The 26546-nt window shown below is 68.0% G+C and carries 28 protein-coding genes, 3 tRNA genes and 1 other RNA gene; 11 read left to right on the forward strand and 21 right to left on the reverse strand.

What is annotated here, in order from left to right; all coding sequences use genetic code 11:
• Positions 1-119: 119 nt before the first annotated feature.
• From fabG to C2U58_RS01100, 6 genes are all read right to left on the reverse strand, one after another.
• Positions 120-863, reverse strand: a complete 744-nt coding sequence (gene fabG, locus C2U58_RS01075) for a 3-oxoacyl-ACP reductase FabG (RefSeq protein ID WP_102944183.1) — start codon at positions 861-863, stop codon at positions 120-122.
• 25 nt (positions 864-888) lie between these two features.
• Complete coding sequence (gene fabD / locus C2U58_RS01080; protein WP_102944271.1) at positions 889-1833, reverse strand: ACP S-malonyltransferase; 945 nt, start codon at positions 1831-1833, stop codon at positions 889-891.
• Positions 1834-1915: 82 nt separating this feature from the next.
• Positions 1916-2698: a serine/threonine protein phosphatase gene (locus C2U58_RS01085; RefSeq protein WP_102944184.1), complete on the reverse strand. Its 783-nt coding sequence runs from the start codon at positions 2696-2698 to the stop codon at positions 1916-1918.
• A 68-nt stretch (positions 2699-2766) separates the two neighbouring features.
• The gene (locus C2U58_RS01090; protein WP_102944185.1) at positions 2767-3744 is read right to left on the reverse strand and encodes a beta-ketoacyl-ACP synthase III; all 978 of its coding nucleotides are present in this window, start codon (positions 3742-3744) and stop codon (positions 2767-2769) included.
• A gap of 55 nt (positions 3745-3799) precedes the next feature.
• On the reverse strand, positions 3800-3997 hold the full coding sequence (gene rpmF / locus C2U58_RS01095; RefSeq protein ID WP_070207941.1) for a 50S ribosomal protein L32: 198 nt from the start codon (positions 3995-3997) through the stop codon (positions 3800-3802).
• A 115-nt stretch (positions 3998-4112) separates the two neighbouring features.
• Complete coding sequence (locus tag C2U58_RS01100) at positions 4113-4622, reverse strand: YceD family protein (protein ID WP_102944186.1); 510 nt, start codon at positions 4620-4622, stop codon at positions 4113-4115.
• A gap of 82 nt (positions 4623-4704) precedes the next feature.
• On the opposite strand from C2U58_RS01100, the gene C2U58_RS01105 reads away from it, so the two are divergent.
• The gene (locus tag C2U58_RS01105; RefSeq protein WP_102944187.1) at positions 4705-5277 is read left to right on the forward strand and encodes a Maf family nucleotide pyrophosphatase; all 573 of its coding nucleotides are present in this window, start codon (positions 4705-4707) and stop codon (positions 5275-5277) included.
• A gap of 6 nt (positions 5278-5283) precedes the next feature.
• Here the strand turns inward: C2U58_RS01105 and C2U58_RS01110 are convergent, their stop codons facing one another.
• Entirely contained in the window at positions 5284-7125 is a 1842-nt protein-coding gene (locus C2U58_RS01110) for a glycosyltransferase family 39 protein (protein WP_102944188.1), read from the reverse strand.
• A gap of 40 nt (positions 7126-7165) precedes the next feature.
• Between C2U58_RS01110 and C2U58_RS01115 the strand changes: the two genes are divergently transcribed.
• The 4 genes from C2U58_RS01115 to C2U58_RS01130 are packed head-to-tail and all read left to right on the forward strand — an operon-like array spanning position 7166 to position 11551.
• Positions 7166-8119: a MoxR family ATPase gene (locus tag C2U58_RS01115; protein ID WP_172448036.1), complete on the forward strand. Its 954-nt coding sequence runs from the start codon at positions 7166-7168 to the stop codon at positions 8117-8119.
• A gap of 24 nt (positions 8120-8143) precedes the next feature.
• Positions 8144-9091 carry a DUF58 domain-containing protein gene (locus C2U58_RS01120; protein WP_102944273.1) on the forward strand — a complete coding sequence of 316 codons (948 nt, stop codon included), beginning with the start codon at positions 8144-8146 and terminating at the stop codon, positions 9089-9091.
• Complete coding sequence (locus C2U58_RS01125; protein ID WP_102944189.1) at positions 9084-11030, forward strand: transglutaminaseTgpA domain-containing protein; 1947 nt, start codon at positions 9084-9086, stop codon at positions 11028-11030. Before C2U58_RS01120 ends, C2U58_RS01125 begins: the two co-directional genes overlap by 8 nt.
• A complete protein-coding gene (locus tag C2U58_RS01130) occupies positions 11027-11551 on the forward strand; it encodes a Slp family lipoprotein (protein ID WP_102944190.1) in 525 nt (174 codons plus the stop codon). The genes C2U58_RS01125 and C2U58_RS01130 overlap by 4 nt, the downstream gene beginning before the upstream one ends.
• Before the next feature lie 41 nt (positions 11552-11592).
• Here the strand turns inward: C2U58_RS01130 and C2U58_RS01135 are convergent, their stop codons facing one another.
• The 4 genes from C2U58_RS01135 to dnaX are packed head-to-tail and all read right to left on the reverse strand — an operon-like array spanning position 11593 to position 14827.
• The gene (locus tag C2U58_RS01135) at positions 11593-11943 is read right to left on the reverse strand and encodes a histidine triad nucleotide-binding protein (protein ID WP_102944191.1); all 351 of its coding nucleotides are present in this window, start codon (positions 11941-11943) and stop codon (positions 11593-11595) included.
• A gap of 11 nt (positions 11944-11954) precedes the next feature.
• Positions 11955-12551, reverse strand: coding sequence for a recombination mediator RecR (gene recR / locus C2U58_RS01140; RefSeq protein ID WP_102944192.1), 597 nt, complete (start codon positions 12549-12551; stop codon positions 11955-11957).
• A gap of 2 nt (positions 12552-12553) precedes the next feature.
• Entirely contained in the window at positions 12554-12874 is a 321-nt protein-coding gene (locus C2U58_RS01145; protein ID WP_102944193.1) for a YbaB/EbfC family nucleoid-associated protein, read from the reverse strand.
• A gap of 6 nt (positions 12875-12880) precedes the next feature.
• Positions 12881-14827 carry a DNA polymerase III subunit gamma/tau gene (gene dnaX / locus C2U58_RS01150; RefSeq protein WP_102944194.1) on the reverse strand — a complete coding sequence of 649 codons (1947 nt, stop codon included), beginning with the start codon at positions 14825-14827 and terminating at the stop codon, positions 12881-12883.
• Positions 14828-14960: 133 nt separating this feature from the next.
• On the opposite strand from dnaX, the gene C2U58_RS01155 reads away from it, so the two are divergent.
• A tRNA-Ser gene (locus C2U58_RS01155) sits at positions 14961-15053 on the forward strand.
• Positions 15054-15287: 234 nt separating this feature from the next.
• Here C2U58_RS01155 and C2U58_RS01160 read toward each other — a convergent pair.
• Positions 15288-15605 carry a multidrug efflux SMR transporter gene (locus C2U58_RS01160; RefSeq protein ID WP_102944195.1) on the reverse strand — a complete coding sequence of 106 codons (318 nt, stop codon included), beginning with the start codon at positions 15603-15605 and terminating at the stop codon, positions 15288-15290.
• Between the two features lie 280 nt (positions 15606-15885).
• Here C2U58_RS01160 and ffs point away from each other — a divergent pair.
• Positions 15886-15982, forward strand: an RNA gene (gene ffs, locus C2U58_RS01165) — signal recognition particle sRNA small type.
• Positions 15983-16004: 22 nt separating this feature from the next.
• Here the strand turns inward: ffs and C2U58_RS01170 are convergent.
• Complete coding sequence (locus C2U58_RS01170) at positions 16005-16760, reverse strand: MBL fold metallo-hydrolase (RefSeq protein ID WP_102944196.1); 756 nt, start codon at positions 16758-16760, stop codon at positions 16005-16007.
• Positions 16760-17509, reverse strand: a complete 750-nt coding sequence (locus C2U58_RS01175) for a 3-deoxy-D-manno-octulosonic acid kinase (RefSeq protein WP_070207959.1) — start codon at positions 17507-17509, stop codon at positions 16760-16762. Before C2U58_RS01175 ends, C2U58_RS01170 begins: the two co-directional genes overlap by 1 nt.
• A gap of 21 nt (positions 17510-17530) precedes the next feature.
• Here C2U58_RS01175 and C2U58_RS01180 point away from each other — a divergent pair, with 21 nt between their 5' ends.
• Positions 17531-18580: a glycosyltransferase family 9 protein gene (locus C2U58_RS01180; protein WP_102944197.1), complete on the forward strand. Its 1050-nt coding sequence runs from the start codon at positions 17531-17533 to the stop codon at positions 18578-18580.
• Positions 18581-18601: 21 nt separating this feature from the next.
• Here C2U58_RS01180 and C2U58_RS01185 read toward each other — a convergent pair whose 3' ends face one another.
• Together C2U58_RS01185 and C2U58_RS01190 are read right to left on the reverse strand one after the other, a co-directional pair.
• Positions 18602-18997 (reverse strand): DUF6165 family protein, encoded by a 396-nt coding sequence (locus tag C2U58_RS01185; protein ID WP_102944198.1) that lies wholly within the window; start codon positions 18995-18997, stop codon positions 18602-18604.
• 260 nt (positions 18998-19257) lie between these two features.
• Positions 19258-19348, reverse strand: a tRNA-Ser gene (locus tag C2U58_RS01190).
• Between the two features lie 171 nt (positions 19349-19519).
• Between C2U58_RS01190 and C2U58_RS01200 the strand changes: the two genes are divergently transcribed.
• On the forward strand, positions 19520-20224 hold the full coding sequence (locus C2U58_RS01200; protein ID WP_070207962.1) for a protein phosphatase 2C domain-containing protein: 705 nt from the start codon (positions 19520-19522) through the stop codon (positions 20222-20224).
• Between the two features lie 37 nt (positions 20225-20261).
• On the opposite strand, the gene dnaQ is transcribed toward C2U58_RS01200, so the two are convergent.
• Genes dnaQ through C2U58_RS01215 form a run of 3 tightly spaced genes read right to left on the reverse strand, consistent with a single transcriptional unit; the run spans position 20262 to position 22101 of the window.
• Positions 20262-20987 (reverse strand): DNA polymerase III subunit epsilon, encoded by a 726-nt coding sequence (dnaQ, locus tag C2U58_RS01205; RefSeq protein WP_102944199.1) that lies wholly within the window; start codon positions 20985-20987, stop codon positions 20262-20264.
• Positions 20988-20991: 4 nt separating this feature from the next.
• Positions 20992-21444, reverse strand: a complete 453-nt coding sequence (rnhA, locus tag C2U58_RS01210; RefSeq protein WP_102944200.1) for a ribonuclease HI — start codon at positions 21442-21444, stop codon at positions 20992-20994.
• 12 nt (positions 21445-21456) lie between these two features.
• A complete protein-coding gene (locus C2U58_RS01215; protein WP_102944201.1) occupies positions 21457-22101 on the reverse strand; it encodes a methyltransferase domain-containing protein in 645 nt (214 codons plus the stop codon).
• Positions 22102-22112: 11 nt separating this feature from the next.
• On the opposite strand from C2U58_RS01215, the gene gloB reads away from it, so the two are divergent.
• Together gloB and C2U58_RS01225 are read left to right on the forward strand one after the other, a co-directional pair.
• Entirely contained in the window at positions 22113-22880 is a 768-nt protein-coding gene (gloB, locus tag C2U58_RS01220; RefSeq protein ID WP_102944202.1) for a hydroxyacylglutathione hydrolase, read from the forward strand.
• The gene (locus tag C2U58_RS01225) at positions 22877-24079 is read left to right on the forward strand and encodes a lytic transglycosylase domain-containing protein (protein WP_102944203.1); all 1203 of its coding nucleotides are present in this window, start codon (positions 22877-22879) and stop codon (positions 24077-24079) included. Before gloB ends, C2U58_RS01225 begins: the two co-directional genes overlap by 4 nt.
• 94 nt (positions 24080-24173) lie before the next feature.
• On the opposite strand, the gene C2U58_RS01230 is transcribed toward C2U58_RS01225, so the two are convergent.
• Complete coding sequence (locus C2U58_RS01230) at positions 24174-26147, reverse strand: peptidyl-prolyl cis-trans isomerase (protein ID WP_102944204.1); 1974 nt, start codon at positions 26145-26147, stop codon at positions 24174-24176.
• Positions 26148-26329: 182 nt separating this feature from the next.
• Positions 26330-26420, reverse strand: a tRNA-Ser gene (locus C2U58_RS01235).
• Between the last annotated feature and the right edge of the window lie 126 nt (positions 26421-26546).

Below are 26546 nucleotides of genomic sequence, written 5' to 3' on the forward strand. Positions count from 1 at the left end.
GTGACGCCATCATTGTGGCGATGGCCGTTGGATAGTGTAGTGGAAACCGCAGGCGCCTTGCATTTTTGCAAAACCCCATTTGGATCAACCACTTGCGGTGCAATCCCTGCACCACATGCTTACGGCATGTACATGCCGCCGTTCACATGGAGGGTTTCGCCGGTGATGTAGCTGGCCGAGGGACCGGCCAGGAACGCCACCGCGTTGGCGATGTCTGCCGGTTCGCCGAGGCGTTCCAGCGCGATCGACTTGACCAGGCCGGTGCGCTGCTCTTCGGGCAGGGCCTTGGTCATGTCGGTGTCGATGAAGCCCGGGGCCACCACGTTGACGGTGATCCCGCGCGAGCCGATTTCCTTGGCCAGCGACTTGGAGAAGGCAATGATGCCGGCCTTGGCCGCGGCGTAGTTGGCCTGGCCGGCATTGCCGGTCACGCCGATCACCGAGGCGATGTTGATGATGCGACCCTTGCGCGCCTTCATCATGCCGCGGATGACCGCCTTGGAGGTGCGGTAGACGCTGGTCAGGTTGGTGTCGAGGATGGCCTGCCAGTCCTCGTCCTTCATGCGCAGCAGCAGGTTGTCGCGGGTGATGCCGGCATTGTTGACCAGGATGGTGATCGCACCGAATTCCTTGGCGATGCCGTCCAGCACCGCGTCCAGCGCGGCCGGGTCGGTCACGTTCAGCGCGCGGCCGTGGCCGCCCACCGCCGCCAGGCGCTCGCCGATGGCAGCCGCACCGGCGTCGGTGGTGGCGGTGCCGATGACGGTCGCGCCCTGCGCGGCCAGTGCGTCGGCGATCGCCGCACCGATGCCACGGCTGGCGCCGGTGACCAGTGCGATTTCACCCTGAAGGGGCTTGCTCATGCTCAGTATCCTCGAACGAAATGCTTCAGGCGGCCCAGGTTTCGCGGGCGGTCTCGAAGTCGGCGGGCGTGGACAGGGTGCGCGCATCCAGGCTCTTGTCGATGCGCTTGATCAGGCCGGTCAGCACCTTGCCGGGGCCGCATTCGGCCACGCGGGTGACGCCACGGGCGGCCAGCGCTTCCACGCAGCCGGTCCACTGCACCGGCAGGTACAGCTGCTGGACCAGGGCGCTGCGGATCGCGTCGATGCCGTCATGCACGCGCGCGTCGACGTTCTGCACCACCGGCAGGGCCGGCACGCGCCAGTCCAGGCCGGCCATGGTTTCGGCCAGGCGGTTGGCGGCTTCGCGCATCAGCGGGGTGTGCGAGGGCACGCTCACGGCCAGCTTGACCGCCTTGCGCACGCCCTTCTCGGCGAGCAGGGCCAGGGCGCGGTCGACCGCCTCGGCGTCGCCACCGATCACGATCTGGCCGGGCGAGTTGTAGTTGGCCGGAACCACCACCTGGCTGCCGGACGCCTGTTCACAGACTTCCTTGACCAGCGCGTCCTCGGCGCCGAGCACGGCCGCCATGGCGCCCACGCCGGTCGGTGCGGCGTCCTGCATCAGCTGGCCGCGCAGGCGCACCAGGTGGGCGCCGTCGCGCAGGGACAGGGCCCCGGCTGCGACCAGCGCGGTGTACTCGCCCAGGCTGTGGCCGGCCAGGACCACCGGCTGTGCGCCGTGCACGGCCTGCCATGCGCGCCACACGCCGATGCTGGCGGCCAGCAGGGCCGGCTGGGTGTATTCGGTGCGGTTGAGCATCTCTTCCGGGCCGCCCTGCGAGAGCGCCCACAGGTCCACGCCGGCGCCATCGGAGGCTTCGGTGAAGGCTTCACGCACCTGCGGGTGCAGTTCAGCCAGTTCAGCCAGCATGCCCAGCGACTGCGAGCCCTGCCCAGGGAACACGAAAGCGAGATTGGAATCGGTCACGCGGAAATCCGCCTGCAAAAAACGAACGGCGAATGATAAGGGGGTTTAGCGCCCTTCGTCTGTACTGGCGCGTATTGAGGGCTCAGACAAACAGCTGCAGGATGTCCAGGTCGCCGTCGCTGAAGAAGTCGAAACAGATCGCCACCAGCATCAGCATGCCCAGCGTGGTGGCGCCGTGCACGATCAGGATGGCGTGCGCCAATGCGCGCGCCGAACGGCCCATCTTCATGCTGTAGCGGGCCAGGCGCTGCAGGCGGCCGGACACCGCATGGGCATGGGCCAGCACCGGCGCCTGTTCCCCGTCCATGGCCGCTGCCATCAGCGCCTGGAGCTGCTGTGGGCGGTCTTCGTAATACTTGGCCACGCCATATCCGAACATCAGCCAGTCACGTGCCTGGGCCTGCGCCAGGTCCATCACTTCCAGCGGGTCCTCCTCGAAATCGATGAAGCCGATCTGCTGGCCGTCCCAGGTCAGGTTGCGCGGCAGCGGCTGGCCGAAATACGCGCCCTTGGCATGGGCGGCGGCGATGGCCTGCATTGCCGCCGAGACCAGGGCGTCGCGGCCGGCCGCATCGGCCTGGCGCAGGCAGGTATTGAAGGAGCTGCCATTGTCGCCCAGCACCAGCGAGGCGCGGCCGGCACCCAGTACGGCAGGCACGTTCACACCCTGGGCCTGCAGTTCGGCCAGGCGACGCGCTTCGGTTTCACGTGCGGCGTCCCCACCCCGGTGCGGCGGCGGGCGCAGGGCGTCGAGCTGGAAACGATGGGCAACGAAATTGAGCAGGGCCAGCGCGACCGCGCGGCTGCCCTGGCCGTATTGCTTGAGCCAGGCACGCTGGCCGTGGATGACGATCTGCTCGACCATGATGCAACTCCGCAAAATGCAGAACGGCCCCATCGGGGCCGTTCGGAGAAGGACAACCGCTTAACGCATTAATAACGCAGCAGGGCGGAACCCCAGGTGAAGCCGCCACCGAAGGCTTCCAGCAGCAGCAGCTGGCCGCGCTGCACGCGCCCGGAGCGGACCGCCACGTCCAGCGCCATCGGCACCGAGGCCGAGGAGGTGTTGCCATGCTTGTCGACGGTGACCACCACCTGCTCCATCGACATGTCCAGCCGCTTGGCGGTGGCTTCGATGATGCGCAGGTTGGCCTGGTGCGGGATCAGCCAGTCCAGGTCGGCCTTGCTCAGGCCGTTGGCGTCGAGGGTTTCGTCGACGACCGAGTCCAGCGCCTTGACGGCATACTTGAACACGTCGTTGCCCTTCATCAGGATCGCGCCGCGGGCTTCTTCGCCCTCGCCGAAGCCGGCCGAGACGCCGACCGGGTTCCACAGCAGTTCCTTCTTGCTGCCGTCCGAATGCAGGTGGGTGCTCAGGATGCCGGTGTCTTCGTCGGCCTTGAGCACCACCGCGCCCGCGCCATCGCCGAACAGCACGCAGGTGGTGCGGTCGTTCCAGTCGACGATACGGGTCAGGGTTTCCGCACCGATGACCAGCACATGACGTGCATCACCGGAACGAATGAATTTGTCGGCCACGCCCAGCGCGAACACGAAGCCCGAACAGGCGGCGTTGACGTCGAAGGCAGGGCAGCCACTCGCACCGAGCTTGGCCTGGATCAGGCACGCGGTGGAGGGGAAGATCAGATCGGGCGTGGTCGTACCCACCACGATCATGTCGAGCTGGGACGCGTCGATGCCGGCCGCTTCCAACGCACGCAGCGCGGCGTGGTAGCCGAGGTCGCTGGTGGTTTCCGTATCGGCGGCGATGTGCCGCTCACGGATACCGGTTCGCGTCTGGATCCACTCATCGCTGGTGTCGACCATTTTCTCCAGATCCTGGTTGGTCAACACTTTTTCGGGCAAATAACTACCGGTGCCCGCGATCCTCGAGTAGATCCGCTTGCTCATTGCAATTCCTGTAAAAGGTAAAGGCCGCTGCCCGACGGACAGCGGCCCTCACGAATCAATCTTCTTCGACGGCCGAGTTCGACTTGGTCGCGATCACCTTCTTGCCACGGTAGAAACCGTCGGCGGTGATGTGGTGACGCAGATGCACTTCGCCGGTGGTCGGGTCGGTGGACAGCTGCTTGGCGCTCAGGGCGTCATGCGAACGGCGCTGGCCGCGGCGGGACGGGGTAACACGGGATTTCTGCACAGCCATGGGATTGCTCCAAACTCGGTTCGATTTGCTTCGTCGTATCGTCGCGCAGGACGCCAGCGCCCAGCACACTTCGCTTTCGCCGCAGCCGCCGACGACACTCCGGCTGCAATTGTTTCTAGGGTTTCTTCAGCGCCGCCAACGCCGCGAACGGATTGGCCTTGCTCTGTTCTTCTTCGGTCGGTGCCCAGTCCCGGTTGACTGCCTCGCCCTCGGGCGACAGCGGTACCACGGGGACGGCCAGGACCAACTCGTCCTCGACCAGGTCCAGCGGACGCAGCTGGCCATCCTCCGGCACCAGCAGCGCTTCGTACTCTTCCGGCAGCGCCGACTCTTCGTCTTCGTTGCGGATCAAGCCAAGCCGCTGTTTGATCGACACCGGCAGCAGGAAGCGCTGCAGGCTGCGCTGACAGGTCAGCGGCAACGCGGTATCAATCGACAGGTCCACATAGGATACCTTGAGGATCTCGTCGTGGCCGAATTCCAGCGCATAACTGCACGTTCCTTCGGAATCGGCGACAAGGCCTTCCAGGCGGGGCAAGTTTGCCAGTTCTACCTGACCGTCAAAGCACCTTCGTGCTGCGACCATCCGCCAGGCATCCAGCGTTTCGGGCACGTTCGCGGACATAAGCCGCTGAATGTTAAGGACGCCATCGGCCGTTGTCAAATGCCGTAGAGTTCGCCCACCCCTGCTGCCCCGGTATTGTCGCATGCTTCCCCTGCTGCTGGCCTCCACCTCCCGCTACCGCCGCGAACTGCTGGAACGGCTGGGCCTGCCGCTGGACACTGCCCGCCCGGAGGTGGACGAATCCCCGGCCCCCGGCGAAGCGCCGCGCGCCCTGGCGGTGCGGCTGGCACGGGCCAAGGCCGAGGCGGTGGCGGCCCGCCACCCGGGGCGCTGGGTAGTCGGCTCGGACCAGGTCGCCGACCTGAATGGGAGCCCGCTGGGCAAGCCGGGCGACGTAGCCGGTGCCCATGCACAGCTGGCGGCCATGTCCGGGCAGACCGTGGCCTTCCACACCGCGATCTGCCTGGTCCGCGACCGGCAGGTGCTGGAGGCCTGCGACCTGACCGAGGTGCGGTTCCGGCCCCTGGCAACGGACGAGATCGCCCGCTACGTGGCTGCGGAACAACCACTGGACTGCGCCGGCAGCTTCAAGTGCGAAGGCCTGGGCATCACCCTGTTCGAGGCGATCGACAATCGCGATCCCACCGCGCTGGTCGGCCTCCCGCTGATCGCGCTGTCCGGGCTGCTGCGGCAGGCCGGATACACCCTGCCCTGACCCGGCTCAGCGCGCGGGCACGGTGAACGACTGTTCCTGCCACTGCTCCACGCTGCCGTCCCGGCCATACAGCGTCATGCCCAGCCAATGGCGGCCGGGCGCCAGCTGGCGCGTGTCCAGGGTCGCGTCGAATGCCACGTTGGGATGCTGCGGGTCGGTGGATATCTTCCAGGCCGCCCGGATGTCGAAGGCCCGCCCGTACACCGCATCGCCGACCGGCTTGCCGTCGATCAGCAGTTCCACGCGCGAGAGCCCCACCCCATCCTTGAAGGCCCAGCCACGCACCTGCAGGCTGTCGCCCACCACTTCGTCCTGCACGGGCGCATCCACCCAGGCCATCGCCGGGGTAACGCAGGGGCCTTCGACCCGCTTGGCCGGCAACTGGAACAGCAGGAAGCGCTGGTAGCCGTGATCCTGGCTGACCACGCGCGGCGGCGGCAGCGGACCGACCTGCCGGCAGATGTGGTGGTAGCGCTCCAGCAGGTCGCGGTAACGCTGGTCGCTGGGCGAGAGCACCAGCAGCATCGGCGCGTCGCGCTGGCCATCGTGCAGCAGGCCCCATAAGCCCAGCTGCGCAGTGCGCCCGTGCTTGTCGTTGAGCGGATGGTGCAGCACTTCGATGCGCGGGTCGCGCAACTGGAAGCCCAGTTCCGCGCCGACCTTGAAATTGCCGGCCAGCACGCGGGTACCAGCGGGCATGCCGGCCAGCTCGGCGCGTACTTCGTCCGCCAGCGGTGCCCAGCCGGCGAAATTGCGCGGGTAGAACTTGTTGCCGGCCAGCGTAGCGCGCAGGTCAGGACTGGAGGCCACCAGGTAGGAACCGAAGGCCAGCGCCAGCCCGGCACCGGCCAGCCACCAGCCGGTGCGGCGCAGCCAGCGCGGCCAGCCATTGAGTACGACCGGCACCGCCACCAGCAGGGCCAGGTAACCCGGCAGCGGCCAGTGGAAGCTGATCCGTTCGACGTCGGTGAAGAACCCCAGCATGAAGATTGCCAGCGTCGATACCGCCCCGACCAGGCCGAAGTACCGCCACTGGTCACGCGCGCCGCCGCCTGGACGCGTGCCGGCAAGCGCCACTTTCCACATCGCGATGCACAGGATCGGGGTGACCAGCATCGGCTGGATCACCAGGAACCACAGGCCACTCCACTGGAAGGCCCAGGGATGGCGGTCCACGACCTGGAATTTGAGCCCTGCATCCTGGTTGTCCGCGTTCCACGCCACCAGCGGCAGCCACGCCATCACGCCCACCGCCAGCGCCACCCACACGCGCGGATCACGCAGCGTGCGCCGCCCTTGCGGAAGCAGCATCAGGGCAATGAAGCCGACCACGATCACGCCGATGAAGCGGTAGTGGCTGAGCGCACCGATCACCAGCCCCAGCGACAACTTCACCGCAGCGGCGGCGTCCACGTTGCGCAACAACCGCGCGCCGGCGTCCAGGCACAACACCGCCGCCAGTGCCATCGGCACATCCGGTACCGCCAGCATGCCCAGCGTCGCCGACAGTGGCATCAGCACGGTCAGGCTGCCGGCCTGCCAGCCGGCGACCGCACCGAACCAGCGCGTGGCGATGCGCGATACCAGCCACGGCAGCATCGCCCCGATCGCCAGGAACGGCAGGCGCAATGCCAGCACGTGATTGCCACCGAGCTCCACGCCCAGGCGCGCCAGCCACGCGGTCAGCCCGGGCAGGTCCGAGTAGGCCATCGCAAGGTGCTGACCTTCCTGCCAATAGAATGCTTCGTCCACGAACAAGGGCAGACGCGCAGCCACCACCAGCTTCACAGCCGTGATGAGCGTCCACAACACCAGAAAAATTGTGCGTGCGCGTTGTTCGCCCTGCATTGCTCTATAGAATCGAAAGAATCATCGACACGAGACGGACATGGAAAATTCGCCCCGCGTGCCCGCCATGCTACCCGAAGATCTGCGACAGGCTTTGCAGAATGCACAGGACCAGGTCAACGGACTGGTGCTGGGCAAGGCCCATGAAGTCCGGCTGGCGTTCGTTGCGCTGCTCTCCGGCGGCCACCTGCTGATCGAAGACCTGCCCGGCCTGGGCAAGACCACCCTCGCCCACGCACTGGCCTCCAGCCTGGGACTTGGCTTCCAGCGCGTGCAGTTCACCTCGGACCTGCTGCCCGCAGATGTGCTGGGCGTCTCGGTTTACGAGGCCACAACGCGCCAGTTCCAGTTCCACCCCGGCCCGGTCTTCACCCACGTGCTGCTGGCCGACGAAATCAACCGCGCACCGCCCCGTACGCAGAGCGCGCTGCTCGAAGCCATGGCCGAGCAGCAGGTCACCCTGGACGGCGTGACCCACCCGCTGCCCGATCCGTTCTTCGTGATCGCCACGCAGAATCCGGTGGACCTGTCGGGCACGTTCCCGCTGCCCGACTCGCAGCTGGACCGCTTCCTGCTGCGGCTGGCGCTGGGCTATCCCAATCCGGAATCCGAGCGCGAACTGCTGCGCGGCACCGATCGCCGCCACCTGATCGCACAGGCCACCGCCTGCCTGGACGACAACCAGGTGCGTACATTGCGCGATGCGGTGAACCAGGTGCATGCCAGCGAAGCGCTCATCCAGTACGTGCAGTCGCTGCTGGCGCGCAGCCGCCAGCATGCCGGCGTGCGGGTCGGTCTGTCGCCACGCGCAGGCCTGGCGCTGCTGCGCGCGGCCAAGGCGCATGCCCTGCTGCTGGGCCGCGCCCACGTGGTGCCCGAAGACGTGCAGACCCTGTTCGTTGCCGTGGCCGGCCACCGCCTGGTGCCCGAAGCAGAGGCCAGCAGCGGACCGGCACTGGCCCGCGCCATCCTGCAGACGGTTGCGGTGGACTGAGTGCGCAGCGGCTGGGGAGACCGCCTGAAACATGTACTGTCGGACAGCGCGCGCGCGTTCACGCGGCCGCGCCTGCCCGAAAGCCTGCCGCAGCGGCTGGGACGGCGGCGCATCTACGTGCTGCCGACCCGCTTCGGCCTGTTCGTCACCGTGCTGCTCGGCGCGATGCTGCTCGGTGCGTTGAACTACAACAACAATCCCGCCCTGCTGCTGGCCCTGCTGCTGGCGGCGGTGGCCATCGCCAGTACTTTCAGTGCGCACCTGCAGTTGTCCGGCCTGCAGATCGACGCGGTGTCGGCCGAGCCGGTGGTAGCCGGCGCCACGATGCGACTGCGCATCAACCTGTCGCGGGCCGACACCCGTGCACGCCGTGGCCTGGTGGTCTCGCTGGGTAATGCGGACGCTTACGGACACCTGGTGGACACCGACCAGATCGAAGTCGACCTGCCGCTTCCCACCGAACGACGGGGCTGGCTCGACCTGGAGCGCATCCGTCTGTCGACCACGCAGCCGCTGGGCCTGGTGCGCGCGTGGTCGTGGGTGTGGCCGGACGCGCCGCTGCTGGTCTATGCCGCGCCCGAAACGCAGGCACCGCCACTTCCCCAAGGCGATGGCGATCCCCTGCACACGCGCGTGCATGCAAGCGGCGATGAGCTGCACCAGCTGCGCCCGTACCGCGCCGGCGATGCGCCGCGCAGCATCGCCTGGAAACATTCGGCACGCCGCGACACCCTGCTGGTACGCGAGTATGAAAAGCCGGTCGGCGTGGACATCCTGCTCGACTGGCGACAGCTCGCGCCGCTGCCCGGCGAAGCGCGCATCGCGCGGCTGGCGCGCTGGGTCGACCTGGCCGAACGCGAAGGCCGCCGCTACACCCTGAAGCTGCCCGGCCAGCCCGAACTGGGCCCCGGCCAGGGCAGCAGCCACCACCACCTCTGCCAACGCGCCCTCGCGCTGATGCCCCATGGCTGACCTTCCTGCGTCCCTGCTCGCGCCTGCCGCCCGGCGCTGGACCCTGGCCAGCGGGGCATTGGCCCTGCTCCCGCTGCTGCTGCAGTTGCCGCCGCTGCTGGCCGGCGTGTTCGCCGTGGTTGCGGTGATCACTGCATTGGCCTCGGGCCCGCGCGTGCTGCCGGTACCGGTGCGGGTGCTGCTGGTCCTGGGCATGTTGGCGGCGGTGTACTGGCAGCTGGGCGCCCGCCCCGGTCGCGACACCGGCTGCGCGTTGCTGGCGGCGATGCTGGCGCTCAAGTCCAGCGAACTGCGCAGCCTTCGCGACGCGCGCAGCCTGCTCGGCTTTGCCCTGTTCGCGCCGTTCGCAGCGTTCCTGCTCGACCAGGGCCCGTTGACCATGGGCCTGGCCGTGCTGGCCGCGCTGGCCACCCTGCTGACCCTGCAGCGACTGGCGCGCGCCGAAGGCGGGGCACCGAACGCACCGTTGCGCGGCCAGCTGCGCGGCGTCGGTCGGCTGCTCGCGCTGGGCCTGCCGCTGGCGCTCGCCGCGTTCTGGTTGTTCCCGCGCCTCAGCGAGCCGCTGTGGGGCCTGCCCGAGCGCGCAGTGGGCAAGCCCGGCCTGTCCGACCGCATGGACCCGTCGGAGTGGCTGGACCTGATGGCCGACGATGCACCGGCCTTGCGGGTGACCTTCTTCGGCGCCGTGCCGGCCCCGGAACAGCGCTACTGGCGCGGCCCGGTAATGACCCACTTCGACGGCCGCCGCTGGGAGCGCGATCCCTACAGCGACCGCCGCCCGCCCGCGCCGGTGACCCGCGCGGCGCCGCAGTGGGAATACCAGATCGACTACGAACCCACCGATCGTCGGCAACTGGTGGCACTGGACCTGCCGCTGCACGCGCCGGCCGGCGCCATGCTCGGCGCCGACTACAGCCTGCGCAGCACCCAGAGCCTTTCATCGCTGACCCGCTGGCGCCTGCAGTCGGCGCCGGCGGCCCGCTACATCGAACCGCTTACCACCTTCCAGCGACAGGTCGCGTTGCAGCTGCCGCCCGGCTTCAATCCGCGCACGGCGGCGCTGGCCCGGCAGTGGCGCCAGGATGCGGGCGACAACGATGCCGCCATCGTGTCGCGCGCATTGGAGTGGGTGCGCTCAACGTTCGCCTACACCCTCTCCACCGAGGCGCCGGGACGGGACAGCGTGGATGAGTTCCTGTTCGACCAGCAGGCCGGCTACTGCCAGCACTTCAGTTCGTCGTTCGTGGTGCTGATGCGCAATGCCGGCATTCCGGCGCGGGTGGTGACCGGCTTCGCCGGCGGCCAGCGCAACCCGTACGGCGGGTACTTCGTGGTACGCCGGATGGACGCGCACGCCTGGGCCGAAGTGTGGCTGCCGCAACGCGGCTGGGTGCGGGTGGACCCCACCGCCGCGGTGGCGCCGGAACGCATCTACGACACCCTGGAAGACCGCCTGGGCAGCGGCGCCGGCACGACCCTCGAAGGCCGCTGGCTGCAACTGGGACAGGTCGGGGACTTCCTCCGCCGCGGCTGGAACGACCTGGTGCTGTCGTTCGACGCCAACCGCCAGCAGCAGCTGCTTCGCCCGCTGGGCGTCGACAAACTTGAGCCCGCGCAACTGATCGGCATTTTCATTGCCTTCGCAGGCGCTGCGCTAGGCTGGATGGCATGGCTGCTGGCCCGCGGGGAGCGCGAGCGCGATCCGCTGTTGCGGGCCTGGCACCGGCTGGGGCGGCGTTACGCGCGGCATGACCTGGCCAGGGAACCTGCAGAAACCGCCACGGACTGGGCGCAGCGCGTCCACCGGCAGCGCCCCGACCCGGCGCTGATTTCGCTCAGCCAGCGTTTCGTTCAGGCGCGCTACGCTGGCGCAAAGCTCGACCCTTCTCTCGTGCGTGACCTGCACAGGCATCGCCCGTCCACTGGAGCAACATCATGAACGCCAAGATCCTGCTTCCCCTTGCCGCGTCGCTGGCGCTGGCCGCCTGTGCCACGGCCCCCAAACCGCTGCAGGGACAGTTCAGCGTGGTCAGCCCGCGCGATTCGGTCGCCACCCAGCAGGTCGGTACGCCGGTGCGCTGGGGCGGCCGCATCATCGAAACCACGCCGGGCCAGGGCCAGACCTGCTTCCAGCTGCTGTCGCGCCCGCTCAACGGCAGCGGCCGCCCGAACACCTCGTCCAACGACGCCAGCGACGGCCGCTTCGTGGCCTGCCGCGCCGGCTTCTACGACCCGGCCGTGTTCGAGGAAGGCCGTGACGTGACCTTCATCGGCAAGATCGCCGGCTACGAAAACACCCGCATCGGCGATTACGACTACCGCCTGCCGAAGCTGGAAGCCGACGTGATCTACCTGTGGCCGGAACAGCGCCAGGTCGATGTGGTGCCGGTCTACCCGTACGGCCCGTGGGGCCCGGGTTGGGGTCCGGGCTGGGGCTACCGCGGCTGGGGCTGGTGGTAAACGATTCAGAAAAAAACGCCGCTTTCCAGCGGCGTTTTTTTTCAGGTGCCGAAGTGGCCCAGCTGCGCCCCTGCCAACAGATGCAGGTGGATATGGAACACCGTCTGCCCGGCATGCTCGCGGCAGTTCATCACGATGCGGTAGCCGTCCTGCGCGAAACCTTCGCGGCGGGCGTATTCGGCCGCCGCCATCGCCAGCTTGCCGATCAGGTGCGCCTGCGAGGGCTGCACGTCATCGAGGGTGGGAATGGCGTCGTTCTTCGGAATGAACAGCACGTGCACCGGCGCCTGCGGCGCGATGTCCTTGAAGCCCAGCACCTCATCGTCCTCATAGACGATGGTGGCCGGAATCTCGCGGCGGATGATCTTTCCGAACAGGGTGTCCTGGCTCATGAGTTCCCTCGTCATTCGACTTCGGTACGGCTACCGAATGCATGCGACAACGTGCCGCGATCCACATACTCCAACTCGCCGCCCAGCGGCAGGCCCTGCGCCAGCCGGCTCGGCCGCACCTTGTGGGCGCGGGCCAGCTGCGCCAGGTAGTGCGCGGTCGCTTCGCCTTCAACGGTAGCGCTGGTGGCGATGATCAGTTCCTGCACCTCGCCCTGCCCCAGGCGCGCCTCCAGCTGGTCCAGCCCGAGTTCGCGCGGGCCTACCCCGTCGAGCGGGGACAACCGCCCCTGCAGGACGAAGTAGACACCGCGGAAGCCGGTGGCGGTTTCGATCGCCAGGCGGTCGGCCGGCGATTCCACCGCGCACAGCTGCTGGCGCTCGCGGCTGCCGTTGGCGCACACCGCGCAGACCTCGGTTTCGCTGAAGTCGCGGCACTGCGCGCAGTGGCCAATGCGTTCGATCGCCTTGGCCAGCACCTCGGCCAGCTTCTGGCCACCGGCGCGCTCGCGTTCGAGCACGTGGTAAGCCATGCGCTGGGCGGTCTTCTGGCCGACCCCCGGCAGGACCCGGAAGGCCTCGATCAGCTGCTCGAGCAGGGGCAGGCTCACGCTTAGAACGGCAGCTTCATGCCGGGCGGCAGCTGCATGCCGGCGGTGGCCGAGCCCATGCGGTTCTTGGATTCGGCGTCGATCTTGTTGGAGGCGTCGTTGAACGCGGCCGCCACCAGGTCTTCGGTCATTTCCGCATCGGCCAGGATCGACGGGTCGATACGCACCTTGCGGCACTCCTTGGCGCCGGTCAGGGTCACGCTGACCATGCCGCCGCCGGCGGTGCCGGTGACTTCCAGCTTGGCGAGTTCTTCCTGGGCCTTCTGCAGGTTTTCCTGCATCTTCTGGGCCTGCTGCATCAGTTGGGCGATGTTGCCGCGCATGTCGTCTTACTCTTCAAAAGGACGGATGGAATCGGTCACGACCCGCGCGCCATGCTGCTGGATCAGCAGCTGCACCGACGGGTCGGCCATGAAGGCGGCTTCGGCCGCCTGCTGTCGTTCGCCACGCTGGCGGTCGGATCGCTGGTGCAGCGTTTCGGCCTCGGCGTTGCCATGTTCGATCACGATCTTCGGGGTCGTTCCGAGCGGGCCAGACAGCGCCTCGGTCAGGGCCGCCAGCGATCGGTCCGAACACAGGTACTCAAATCCGGGCGATACCGCCAGTTTCAAGACACCGTGCTGGAATCCGACGAACGCCGCGTGCGCGGCGAGCTGCCGGGAGGGACCATTCAGCTGGCTCTGGGCGACCAGCTCCAGCCAGGTTTCGGCCGAGGTCAGGGCGACCGTGCCGCCCTGCGGGGCAGACGGGGCGCTCGCCGACGCGGGCGTCAGGGAAATGCCCTGCGGGCGCTGCGGCGGCGCAGGCACTGCGGCGGGGCCCGGCGCTGCCGGCCGCACCGGCGGCGCTTCCCACGGCGCAGCCATGGCCGCGTCGGGGCTGGCCAGCTCCACCGCCAGGGCCTCGTCGCGCTCGTCGGCGCCGGCCTGGTGCCACGGCGGCAGGTCGTCATCGGCGGCCGCTTCGACCATCGATGCAGGTGTCGGTTTCGGCACGACCGGTGCAGGGGTCGGCGCGAGAGGCGCCACCGCCATTGCAGGCGCAACGACGGGCGCTGCGGCGGCCACCGGTGCAGGCACAGCGACTGGCGCCGCCACGGCAGCCGGCGCAGCGGCGAGGCCGCCCTGCTCGCTCCCGCGCGAGCCGGCGCCCGCGTCGGTACCGGCACCCGGATCACGCGGCACCGGCGGCACGGCGGCGGCCGGGCGGAACGCGAGCATGCGCAGCACCGCCATTTCAAAGCCGGCGCGCGGGCTCGGCGCCAGGTGCAGGTCGCGGCGGCCGCCCAAGGCCATCTGGTACCAGAGCTGGACCACTTCCGGGCGCAGGCGCAAGGCAAAGGCGGCAGCATCGATGCCCTCGCCGTCGGCCTGCGCGCCCGGCACCAGCTGCTGCACCTGGATCCGGTGCAGGGCCTCGGCCAGTGCTTCCAGCACCCCGCTCCAGTCGGGCGAGAACTCGGCCAGCGCGGCCACCACCTGCAGCAGGCGTACGCCGTCGCCGTCGGCCAGCGCGTCCAGCATCGCCGCCACCTGGGTACGGTCGACCGTGCCCAGCATGGCCCGCACCACGTCTTCACGCAGCGCGCCGCCGGCATAGGCGATGGCCTGGTCCAGCAGCGACAGGCCGTCGCGCAGGCTGCCGTCGGCGGCCTTGGCCAGCTGCACGATCGCGGTCGGATCGGACTCGATCTCTTCCGCGGTGAGGATGCGGGTCATCTGGCCCTGGATCTGGTCCTCGTCCAGGCGCTTCAGGTTGAACTGCAGGCAGCGCGACAGCACCGTCACCGGCAGCTTCTGCGGGTCGGTGGTGGCCAGCAGGAACTTCACGTGTTCCGGCGGCTCTTCCAGCGTCTTCAGCAGCGCATTGAATGCCGCCTTGGAGAGCATGTGCACTTCGTCGATCAGGTAGACCTTGTACTTGCCGCGCGAGGGCATGTACTGGGCGTTTTCGATCACCTCACGGACATCGTCCACGCCGGTATTGGACGCGGCGTCGATTTCCAGCAGGTCGATATAGCGCCCGGAGTCGATATCCAGGCAGGCCGGGCACTGGCCGCACGGGTCGGCGCTGGTGCCCTGCTCGCAGTTCAGCGACTTGGCGAAAATACGCGCGATGGTGGTCTTGCCAACCCCGCGGGTGCCGGTAAACAGGAACGCATGGTGCACCCGGCCGCTGTCCAGCGCATTGCTGAGCGCACGGACCACGTGTTCCTGGCCCACCAGCTCGGCAAAACGCTTCGGACGCCACTTGCGGGCAAGGACGAGATAGGACATCAGGCCACCGTCTTCATCGGGACGTCCATTGTGCCACGCCTGTCCAGCCCCCCTGCCCCTGCGTGAAGGTGCTTGTGCATCGCACGTTCCCCGGCTAGAATCTGCGCCCCTGCAGCGGGTTCGCAGCAGGTCCGGAGAGGTGTCCGAGTGGTTGAAGGAGCACGCCTGGAAAGTGTGTAAGCGTCTAAACCGCGCTTCGGGGGTTCGAATCCCCCTCTCTCCGCCAGACAAACGCAAAAAGGCCGCCTTCGGGCGGCCTTTTTGCGTTTGCCCGGCGGAGAGTCGGGGGACGAGAAGCACCGGACGGGGGATCGACGTGGCCCGCACGGGAATCCCGCAGCGAACGGGCCTGCCTGCGCTGCGGGCACCGTTCCGCGACGGTGCCACGCGTGCATCCATGCACCGCGTCTTTTGGGAACCAACCCGACCGTAGATTGCGCTCGGTTTTTTCAGCGTTGCATCAGCTGCTCGACACCTTCATCAGCACCAGCCCGCTGACGATCAGCACCGCGGCGCCGATCCGCAGCGCGCTGACCTGCTCGCCGAGGAAGATGATGCCGACGATGAAGGCGCCGACCGCGCCGATGCCGGTCCAGATGGTGTAGGCGGTGCCGAGCGGCAGGCTGCGCATGGCCAGCGAAAGCAGCCAGAAGCTGGCGGCCATGGTGGCGAAGGTGATCAGGGACGGGGTGAGCCGGGTGAAGCCCTCGGATTGCTTCATCGAGAACGCCCAAACGACTTCCAGTACACCGGCAACGAGTAGATAGATCCAGGCCATGGGGCCCTCCTTATGGGGCCAGGTCGTCCTGGTGATTGTTGCCCGATATGGGGGAGGCCGTCCTCCGGATTACGCGTGCAGCGGGGCAGAGCCCCGCTCTACGTGTGGTGCCGATTCTAGCAATTGGGGTGGGTGGGGGGCGTTTTGGGGCGGTGTGGGATACGGGGGATTCAGGCGGTGCGTGGGAGACGCGTGGCGTGTCGCTACGCGGGTTCTAGTCGGCGTGGGTTTGCTGATACACTAGTGGACTGCACTTCGGTGCAACGTCTCTATGGCGGCCCCGTCGGCCCCTCGCGACGCTAGGTCGAAAATCCCGCCAGGGCCGGAAGGCAGCAACGGTATCGATCGACGCGGGCGCCGAGGTCAGCCGGCGGGGCCGTCACCCGTTTCAGGGGGCGGTTATGCCGTTGGCGTCGGTGCGGTCGGGGTAGCCAGGACGACGCACTCGCCCGGCACCGCCACGCGATGTCCGCGCGCGCGCAGTGCGTCGCCATCGGCCTCGCTGGCATAGTGGTAGAGCATCATCCGCGCCTGCAGTTCGGGCGAATACTCCCGCTCCAGATCGTCCACGCCGGTATGCGACGGGTTGCCGTGCAGGCCGCAGTCGTGCGCGATCAGTTCGTTGTCGGCCGCGAAGCGCGCCAGCATTTCCGGAATCGGGCGGGTGTCGCCGCTCCACACCAGCGCGCCCTGCAGGCGCAGGCCGTAGGCGGTTTCCGGCCAGTGGTGGCGCACCGGGAACACTTCCAGGCGCACGCCGTCATGCCAGAACGCATCGCCGACCACGATCAGCTGGAACGCGTCCCAGAAGTTGGCGCCGCCTTCGGCCAGCACGTTCGGGTAGTCGGCCACGCGCCGGTGCAGCAGCGGCACTACCGTCGCCGGCACGTAGACGCGGATGCGGCCACGACGTTCCGGCGAAAAATACGCGTCCACGAACAGCCGCTCGAAGCCGGCCACGTGGTCCAGGTGCACGTGGGTGACGAACAGGGCGTCGGGCATGCGCCCGTACTGCGCCAGGAATGCGGTGAGGCCTTCGCCGCCACAGTCGATGGTCAGCCACGGCTGGCCCGCGCGCTCGATCACCGCCATCGGCGAACCAAGCTGGACGGCCGACGCGTTGCCGACCCCCATGAACCGCAGCGACCAGTCCATCAGTACCCCCGGTTCCAGGCCAGGTCGTAGGCGCGACGCAGCCGCGCGAAGTCTTTTTCGACGTCTTCGTGGCTGCGCTCACCGCGCAGCTTGACCAGCGAACGGTGCAGGCGCTTGAGATTGCGCTCGCGCCAGGCGGTGGCCGGGATGCGCTGAACGCCGCGGTCGAAGTCGATCAGCCAGCCGTGGCCGTTGGCGTCGAACAGGATGTTGTGGGCGTTGAGGTCGGCATGGTCCAGGCCGGCGCGGTGGAAGCGCGCGATCAGCCGGCCGGTCTCTTCCCAGGGTGCGCCCCGCCCCGCCACCAGCGCGCGGTCGGCCAGCGAACGCACGCCTTCCAGCCGTTCCATCAGGATCGCGGCGCGGTAACGCAGGCCGTCGCGCATGTAGAACGCGGCGATGGGCTGCGGCACCGGCAGCTTGAGCGCGCGCAGGGCACGCATCAGGCGGAACTCGGCGAAGCTGCGGGTGCGGTTGGCCCCGCGCCACAGGTACTGGTCGTGGCTCAGTTTGGCTGCCATGCCGCCGCGCAGGTACTGGCGCAGCACGCAATGCCCGAACGGCGCGTCGACGAAAAAGGCCCCGCCACGGCCGCCCTCGCCCACCGGCCGCGCCCGTTCGCCCCAGTGGGCAGGCGAGAACAGGCTCATGTCGGCTTGCCGCAGGCGTTCGCGGTCGAACAGAATGGCCCCCATACCGCGTCCGTCGCGGCAGGGCGTCAGTGCTTCAGTGGCGTCGAATGCGACCATTCCTTCGAGTCTAACAACACCATGGCATCAGCGTCCTCTTCCTTGTGTCTTTTGCGTTTGTCCGCGCTGGGCGACGTCACCCACGTGGTGCCGCTGGTGCGGACCCTGCAGCAGGCACGGCCGGGCGTTGAACTGCACTGGATCATCGACAAGGTCGGGCACAAGCTGCTCGACGGCCTGCCGGGCGTCGTATTCCATGCCTACGACAAGAAGACCGGTTTGGCCGGCATGCGCGCCCTGCGCGCCGAGCTGCCGCCGGGCCGCTTCGAGGCGCTGCTGCAGATGCAGGTGGCCTTCCGCGCCAACGTGCTGTCGGCCTTCGTGCCGGCGGTGCGCCGGATCGGCTACGACAAGGCGCGCTCGAAGGACCTGCATGGGCTTTTCATCAACGAACGCATTCCCGACCGCCCGGGCATCCACGTACTGGACGCGATCGGCAGCTTCGGCGAGCCGCTGGGCATCCGCCAGACCACCGTCAGCTGGGACCTGGCGGTGCCACCGGCGGCGGTGGAGTGGGCACAGGCACAGTGGCAGGACGACGGCCGGCCGGTGCTGATGATCTCGCCGTGTTCCAGCCACGTGCGCCGCAACTGGTACGCCGACCGCTATGCGGCAGTGGCCAACCATGCGGTGGCGCGCGGCTGGCGGGTGGTGCTGTGCGGTGGCCGCAGCGAGCTGGAGCGCGGCATGGCCGACGCCATCCAGGCCCTGCTGGCGACCCCGGCGCTGGACCTGGTGGGCAAGGACACGCTGAAGCAGCTGCCCGCCCTTCTCGCCCGCGCCGCGCTGGTGATGACCCCCGACTCGGGGCCGATGCACATCGCCAACGCGATGGGCGCCAAGGTGCTGGGCCTGCATGCCGCCAGCAACCCTCACCGCAGCGGCCCCTACTCGGACCGCCGCTACTGCGTGGACCGCTACGACGACGCGGCGCGCAAGTTCCTGGGCAAGCCGGCCGACGAACTCAAGTGGGGCACCAAGATCGAGTTCGACGACGTGATGCAGCTGATCACCGTGGAAGACGGCATCGCCGCCTTCGAGCGCTACGTAGCGGACCAGGCGACCCGGTAACGTGCCGGGCCCCTCACGCCATCACTTGGCGTGCTTGTACGACTTCTCTTCCACGAACAGCGACCCGAGCGCGCCATTGAGATCCTTCTTGATCCGCGCCCGCTCATCGTTGTTCAGATAGACACTGCGTGCCAGCGCGACGAAGTCCGCATCGAATTCCCCGGCCTGGTCCTTCAGGCGGATGTTGTCCTCGATATCCCAGAGCTTCTCATTGATGTCCTTGAGCTCAGCGCGCAGCTTGGCGATGTCCTTGACCCCGGCCGGATGCGCCATCCAGGTCTTCTCCAGCGCACTCAACTCGGCACGGATGTTGGCCAGCTTGGCCGGATCGCTGATGCGCTCCGACTTGATCTGCAGGATCGAGATCTTGTCGAGCAGCTCACCAAAGGAGACGGGAACCGAAATTTCTGCGGTCATGGGGGTGGCCGTTGAGTGGAATGCAATGAGTTTACCGGGCAAATCAGCCACGCAGGGCGTGGCTCTACCGGGCAGCGCATCAGCAACGATGTGCATTCGCGCCCCACCCAAAGAAACAAGCCCCTCTGTTGAGGGGCTGCCCCGACAGGGGCGGGGAGAGGAAGCATGCGGGGGCAACGGCGCGCAGCGCCGTTGCAATCCCCCCCTCTCCGCCAGACACGCAAAAAAGGCCACCCAAAGGGCGGCCTTTTTTGCGTGTCTGGCGGAGAGGGGGGGATTCGAACCCCCGAGGCGCTATAAACGCCTGCCTGATTTCGAGTCAGGTACATTCAACCGCTCTGCCACCTCTCCAGATGGTCCCCGGCGAACCGGGGAGCGAATAATACGGTGAGGACGCGCCGACGGCAAGCCATTCCGCCGTTGCCGATGAATTTCTTCTGTATCGATGCCTTGCCGGATGTCCGCAGGGCCGCGATCATGCCGTTATCCCTCAGCAATACACTCCCTGGCCTGCGCGCGACCATGATCGAATTCGGACACCTGACCCACCCTGGCCTGCGCCGTGACCTCAATGAGGACACCTACTACGGGGACGGCGAACTGGCACTGTGGCTGGTGGCCGACGGCATGGGCGGGCACGCCTGTGGCGAGGTGGCCAGCGCACTGGCGCGCGAAACCATCGTGCGCGAGATCCGCCAGGGCGCCACCCTGGCGCACGCGATCCGGGTGGCCGACGAGGAAATCATCCGCACGTCGCGCCGCCGCAACGACAGCCTGCCGATGGGCACCACCGTGGTCGCCGCGCGCGTGCAGGGCAACCGTTACGAAGTGGCCTGGGTCGGCGACAGCCGCGCCTACCTGTGGCGCGACGGCAGCCTGGCCCAGCTCAGCCAGGACCACAGCGTGGTCCAGGAAATGGTCGCCCAGGGCAACCTGACCGCTGAACAGGCCCGCGCCCACCCGCACCGCAACGTGGTGACCCAGGCGCTGGGGGTGACCGACCCGGCGCACCTGAACGTCGCCACGACCACCGGCGAACTACGCCCGGGCATGCAGCTGCTGCTGTGCAGCGACGGACTGACCGAAGAGGTCGAGGACAAGGACATCGCCCGCACCCTGGCCTACGACGACGCCAGTGCGCAGGAATGCGTGGACACGCTGGTGGCGGCCGCGCTGGATGGCGGTGGGTCGGACAACATCACGGCGATTCTTGTGCGTTGCCATTGAATTAGGGGGTTGCCGGCCAGCGGCCGGCACTACAGGATCAGGCTACGGCTTCTTCCACCTTCGGGCCGTCCCAGATCGCGTGGCCGGCCTTCTTGCGCAGCTTGGCCAGGCGCGCGTCGTGCGCTTCCAGCTCCGAGGCGGTGGCGACCACGCGCGGGCGCGGCAGCAGGCGGCTGGTGTCGAACGCCTGCGCCTGTGCACTGCCGGGACGGACGTCGTCGGCAGAACCGAAGCCGATTTCCTCCTGGCCCGAAGTCAGCGCGATGTACACATCGCCCAGGATCTGGGCATCGAGCAGGCCGCCATGCAGCTGGCGGTGCGCGTTGTCCACGCCCAGCCGCTTGCACAGGGCGTCCAGCGAATTGCGCTGCCCCGGATAGCGCTCGCGCGCCATCTTAAGGGTGTCGATGACCGTGCAGCGGTCGGTGATCTTCCCGTACTGGTCGCCCAGCAGCGACAGCTCGTAATCCAGGAAGCCCAGGTCGAACGCCGCGTTGTGGATGATGAGCTCGGCGCCGTCGATGTAGGCGAGGAACTCCTCGGCCACCTGCGCGAACGCCGGCTTGTCGGCCAGGAACTCCAGGGTCAGGCCGGTGACTTCCTGCGCGCCCTGTTCGAACTCGCAGTCGGGCTTGAGGTACTGGTGGTAGTTGTTGCCGCTCGGGCGGCGCTCAAGCAGTTCCACACAGCCGATTTCGACGATGCGGTTGCCCTTGCGCCATTCCAGGCCGGTGGTTTCGGTGTCGAGGATGATCTGACGCATGCGCTCAGTGTACCGGGCCGCCGGCGCGGATACGGATCGCGGCGTCGCGCGCCAGCGTGTCCACCCGCTCGTTGTCCGGGTCGCCGGAATGCCCCTTCACCCAGCGCCAGTCGATGCTGTGCTTCTGCGTGGCCGCGTGCAGGCGCTCCCACAGGTCGCGGTTCTTGACCGGGTCGCCGCCGGCGGTCTTCCAGTTCTTGCGGAGCCAGCCCGGCAGCCACTGGGTCAGGCCCTGGCGCACATACTGGGAGTCGGTGAACAGCACGATCTCGCACGGCTCGGTCAGCGCTTCCAGGCCGGAAATGGCCGCCATCAGTTCCATCCGGTTGTTGGTGGTGTGCGCTTCGCCGCCGCTGAGCTCGCGCTCGTGGCCCTTGTAGCGCATCAACGCGGCCCAGCCGCCCGGACCGGGATTGCCCAGGCAGGAACCGTCGGTGTGGATTTCAATGGTTTTCAATACAACTCCAGATCAGGTCGCCACGGTACCGTGCCAGCGGCGTACCGGCAGTGGCTTGGGTCCTGGCAGGGCCAGGGTGCGTTTTTCGGCAGAGAACAGGCACGCCGCGCGCAACGCCGCGACGCTGCGCCGGCCCGGTGCCTGGTCGCGCCACATCGGGCCCAGCCAGTCCAGCGCGTCGCAGGCCAGCCCGGCCTGCTCCAGGGTATGCCGCAGCCGCTGCGGGGTGCGCACCACCAGCCCGTGGTGGCGCCACTGGCGGCGGAACGGGCTGAACGGGTTGAGCGTGGACAGCCACAGGCGCCCGCCCGGCATCAGCACCCGCTCGCATTCGGCGATCAGCTGCTCGGCATCGCGTGCGGTCACGTGCTGCAGCACGATCGCGTTGACGCTTTCGCTGGGGAACGGCAGCGGCAGCGCGCAGGTGACATCGCCGGTGTAGCCCCGCGCGGTGCGGTACAGACGCATGCCCTGCCCCGGCAGCTCCCCCCCCTTGTGCCACGACGGGGTCGGCGCGATCCACAGCCACGGAGTCACCGGGTGCGACGCCAAGGCCGGCTCCAGCGCCTGCCGCTCCAGCTCGCGCAGCACCTGCGCCGGTTCAGTATCAAACCAGGATGCGACAGAAGCTTGACGGAGGCTCGGCGCGGCGGGCATGGTCCAATTCTATGCGACTGACTGCCCTACCCGCATTCGCGGACAACTACATCTGGGCGCTGGTCGCCGACGACGGCCGCGCGATCGTGGTCGACCCCGGCCAGGCCTCTCCGGTGCTGGCTGCGGCAACGCAGCAGAACTGGCGCCCACACACCGTTCTGTTGACCCACCACCACGACGACCACATCGGCGGGGTGGCCGAGCTGCAGGCCCGGTATCCCGGGCTTGCGGTGCTGGCCCCTGACGATCCGCGCATTCCGATGGCCACCCAGCGGGTCGCCGGGGGTGAACGCGTTCAGGCACTGGGGCTGGAGATCGACGTAGTATCCGTGCCCGGACACACCCGTTCGCATGTCGCGTTTCACACTGCTGAACATCTTTTCAGTGGCGATACGCTGTTCAGCCTGGGGTGTGGACGCATGTTCGAAGGTACGCCGCCCCAGCTTCTGGCATCCCTGAAGAAGCTGGCGTCCCTGCCGCCGCACCTGTTGATGTGCTGCGGGCATGAGTACACCGTGTCAAATGCCGTCTTCGCGCGGCATGTCGACCCCGCCAACGCCGCGCTCGCGCGACGCCAAGAGGAGGCCCTGGCCATGCGCCGCGATGAACGCCCCACGCTGCCCGTTGCACTGGCCAGCGAGCTGGAATGCAATCCGTTCCTGCGTACCGATACCCCCGCCGTCCGTGCTGCGGTAAGCCAGCACCTCGGCCGCCCCGTTACCGATGAAGTCGATGTCCTGGCGGGTCTGAGGGGCTGGAAAGACGGATTCCGAACATGAGTCGGCGATGGTTGCCGCTCGCGGCCGGCCTGGCGATCGCCCTGGCCGGCACTGCGGGCGCCCAGTCGTTGAGTGCAGGAATGTCGCAGAACGTGGCCGGGCTTTCGCAGCTGCCACTGGATCCGGCTGCCCTGCCCCCCGCTTCGGTCCGCAACGGCCAGGACATCTTCGCCAGCTTCCGCGAGGGCCTGGCCGAACCGACCTGCGATGCCGAAGCCACCAGCCCGCGCTGGCAGAAGCAGTTCGCACATGCGCCGTCGCGCCTGGCCAACCAGGATGACGATGCGCTGGTGCTGTTCGGCTACGTGGTCGAAGAACTGCGCAAGGCCGACCTGCCCACCGAATTCGCACTGATCCCGTTCGTGGAAAGCGGCTACCGGCCCAATGCCCGCAACGGCAGTGGCCCGGCCGGGCTGTGGCAGTTCATTGCCAGCACCGCGAAGAACCACCGCGTGCAGATGACCAGCGGCTACGACGGTCGCCTCTCGGCCGCCGATTCCACCCAGGCCGCGGTGCGCTATCTCAAGACCCTGCACGGCATGTTCGGCGGCGACTGGCGCCTGGCCACCATGGCCTACAACGCGGGCGAGTACCGCGTGCTGCAGTCGCTGCGCAAGGCAGGCATGAACGCGCAGAACGCGCGCCCGCAGGCACTGCCGGGGCTGTCGCCGATCACCTACGCGTATGTCGAGAAGCTGCACGCGCTGGCGTGCGTGCTGGAAGACGCTGAAACCTCGCCCGGCGTGATGGCCTCGCTGGACCGCACCGTGCCGGTGCTGAAGGGCCACACCCTGCCGGCCGGCACCAGCGTGCAGCAATGGGCCGCACAGCGCGCCCTGGATCCTGCCCGTATCGCCCGGCTCAACCCGGCCCTGGCCAGCGGCAAGGGACGTCCCAGTGGGCAGGTGACGGTCCTGGCCCCGGCGACGCATGCGCCGGCCGATAGCTCGGTGAGGGTGGCCCAGGTGGAAGCGCCGGTGGCCGACACGGTCAGCCCGCGTTCCGATGCGCTGACGGCAAGCCGGACGGTGGCCAGTGCGGACCGCCCGCGTGCGCGCCGACATACGGTGCGTAATGGCGAGTCGGCGTGGACGATTGCGAAGCGGTACGGGATGCCGTTGAAGGCGCTGCTGTCGTTGAACAACCTCAGTGGCAGCAGTGTGTTGAAGCCCGGGGCGGTCCTGCGCGTAGAGGATTGAAGCGCGATTACGATCACGTAGAACGCAGAAGGCCCGGCATTGCCGGGCCTTCCTTGTTTCCGTGGGCCGGGCAGAGCCCGGCGCGACGTGATGCTTACAGGTTTGCTTCCTCGACCTGCACTTTGTAACTCTTGCGCAGGGCCTGGACGAAGTCCTTGGCCGCAGCCATGCCGTCGACCTGGTCGAGCTGGTCGCGGAACTGCTTCTGCTGCTCGGCCGGCACTTCGGCCAGGTTCGGCGGGCTCACCTTGTTGACCGCGAACACCACGTAGCGGTCCTGCACGGCGACCTTGCCGTAGCTCGGCTTGCCTTCGGTCGGCGTCGGGGCGGCGAACACGGCCTTGTTGATTTCCGGGGTCGGCACCGGCTGGGTGCGCGGCAGGCCCGGCAGCGGGCTGAGCTGCAGCTTTTCTTCAGCCGCCAGCGCCTGCAGGGTCTGACCGGCCTTGAGCTTGGCCAGCAGCGCGTCAGCGGCCTTCTCCGAGGCCTGGCGGGTACGGTCGGCGCGGATCGCGGCGATCACCTGGTCGCGCGCTTTGTCCAGCGGCAGCGCCTGTTCCGGGCTGTGGTCGGTGACGCGGATCAGCACGCTGTGGTCCGGCGCGAGCGAGATCGGGTCGCTGACGGTTCCGTCCTGGACCAGCACGTCGGAGAACGCCGCACGCAGCACCGCCGGATTGGCGGCAATGCCGCTGGCGGTGGCACGGCTGAACGGACCGATGGTCTGCACCGGCAGCTTCACCGTGTCGGCCGCGCTCTTGAGCGAGGTCGGGTTCTTGTAGACCTCGTCGACCAGGCGGCCACTGAGTTCGGAGAACGCGCCTTCGGTGTCGGCCTTGAGCTGCTCGGCAGCCAGCTGGTCGCGCACTTCTTCGAACGGACGCTCCTGGCCACCCTTGATCTCGCGCAGCTGCAGCACGTGGTAACCGAACTCGGTCTTGACCGGTGCGCTGACCTCGCCCGCCTTCATCGCGAACAGCGCGTCTTCGAACGGCTTGACCATGGCGCCACGCTCCACCCAGCCGAGGTCGCCACCGGTGCCCTTGGAGCCGGTGTCGTCCGAATTGGCCTTGGCCAGCGCCGCGAAATCGGCGCCCGGCGCCTTGGCCTGTGCAGCCAGCGCGGTGGCCTTCTCTTCGGCGGCCTTGAGCTTGGCCGGGTCGCTGCCGTCGGCGGCGATCAGGATGTGCGACGCCTGGCGCGCTTCGGGCGTGGCAAAGCGTGCCTTCTCGTCGGCATAGCGCTTGCGCAGCGCCGCGTCATCGGCCGGCGCGGCCGCCGGCAGGCTGGCGGCGTTGATTTCCACGTACTCCAGCGACACGGTTTCCGGCTGGCGGAAATCCTTGCCGTGGCTGTCGTACCACTGCTTGATCTGTGCGTCGGTGACTTCGGCGGTGTCGGCCGGCAGTTCCGGCAGCGCGGCGATTTCCACGTCGCGGGTTTCGCCCAGCAGGTTCATCATGCGCGTCGCTTCGGCACTGGTGACGAAGCCGGAGTTCTGCAGTGCGGTCGGAATGACCGACTGCTGGATGTTCTCGCGCACCAGCGCTTCGAACTGGGCCGGCGTGCGCGGCGGATTGCCGGTGCTCAGCGCCAGGCGGTACTGGTCCTGGCTGAACTTGCCATCCGCGCCGATGAACGCCGGAATGGAGGCGATGGTCTCGCGCACCAGGGCGTCGCCGATGACGATGCCGGACTGCTCGCCGGCCAGGCGCACGACCTGTTCGTCGATCATCTGGTCGAGCACGGCCAGCTTGCTTTCGGTGCTTTCGAACTCGCGCGGGTCGAAGTTCTCGCCCTGCTGCTGGCGCGCCTGCTGGCGTGCCTGTTCGAAGCGGGTACGGAAGTCCTGTGCACTGATCTCATGGTGCTGCCACAGGAACGACATCGGCCACCACGACGGCGCCGAACGCCACCAGGTCGGCGGCGCTGCCACCTTGGCCACGTTCTGCGCACCGACACCGCCCAGATAGCTGGAGTCGATCACGAACAGGAACGGGATCATCAGCAGGCCCAGGATCACGGTAACGATCCAGCCCGAGGTCTTGTCGCGAAGTTTCTGCAGCATGGGAGAAATCAAGGCCCGATTGGCGAATCCGGCAGTGTACCCCGCTTCGCGCCGCTCCCCAACAGGGGCGGGCGACAGGCAAAAGAAAAGCCCCTGGTTTTCACCAGGGGCCTTCAAGAATTGGCGGAGCGGACGGGACTCGAACCCGCGACCNACCCAAAGGGCGGCCTTTTTTGCGTGTCTGGCGGAGAGGGGGGGATTCGAACCCCCGAGGCGCTATAAACGCCTGCCTGATTTCGAGTCAGGTACATTCAACCGCTCTGCCACCTCTCCAGATGGTCCCCGGCGAACCGGGGAGCGAATAATACGGTGAGGACGCGCCGACGGCAAGCCATTCCGCCGTTGCCGATGAATTTCTTCTGTATCGATGCCTTGCCGGATGTCCGCAGGGCCGCGATC

Source organism: Stenotrophomonas sp. VV52 (assembly GCF_002893095.1).
GTDB classification, from domain to species: Bacteria; Pseudomonadota; Gammaproteobacteria; order Xanthomonadales; family Xanthomonadaceae; genus Stenotrophomonas; species Stenotrophomonas aracearum.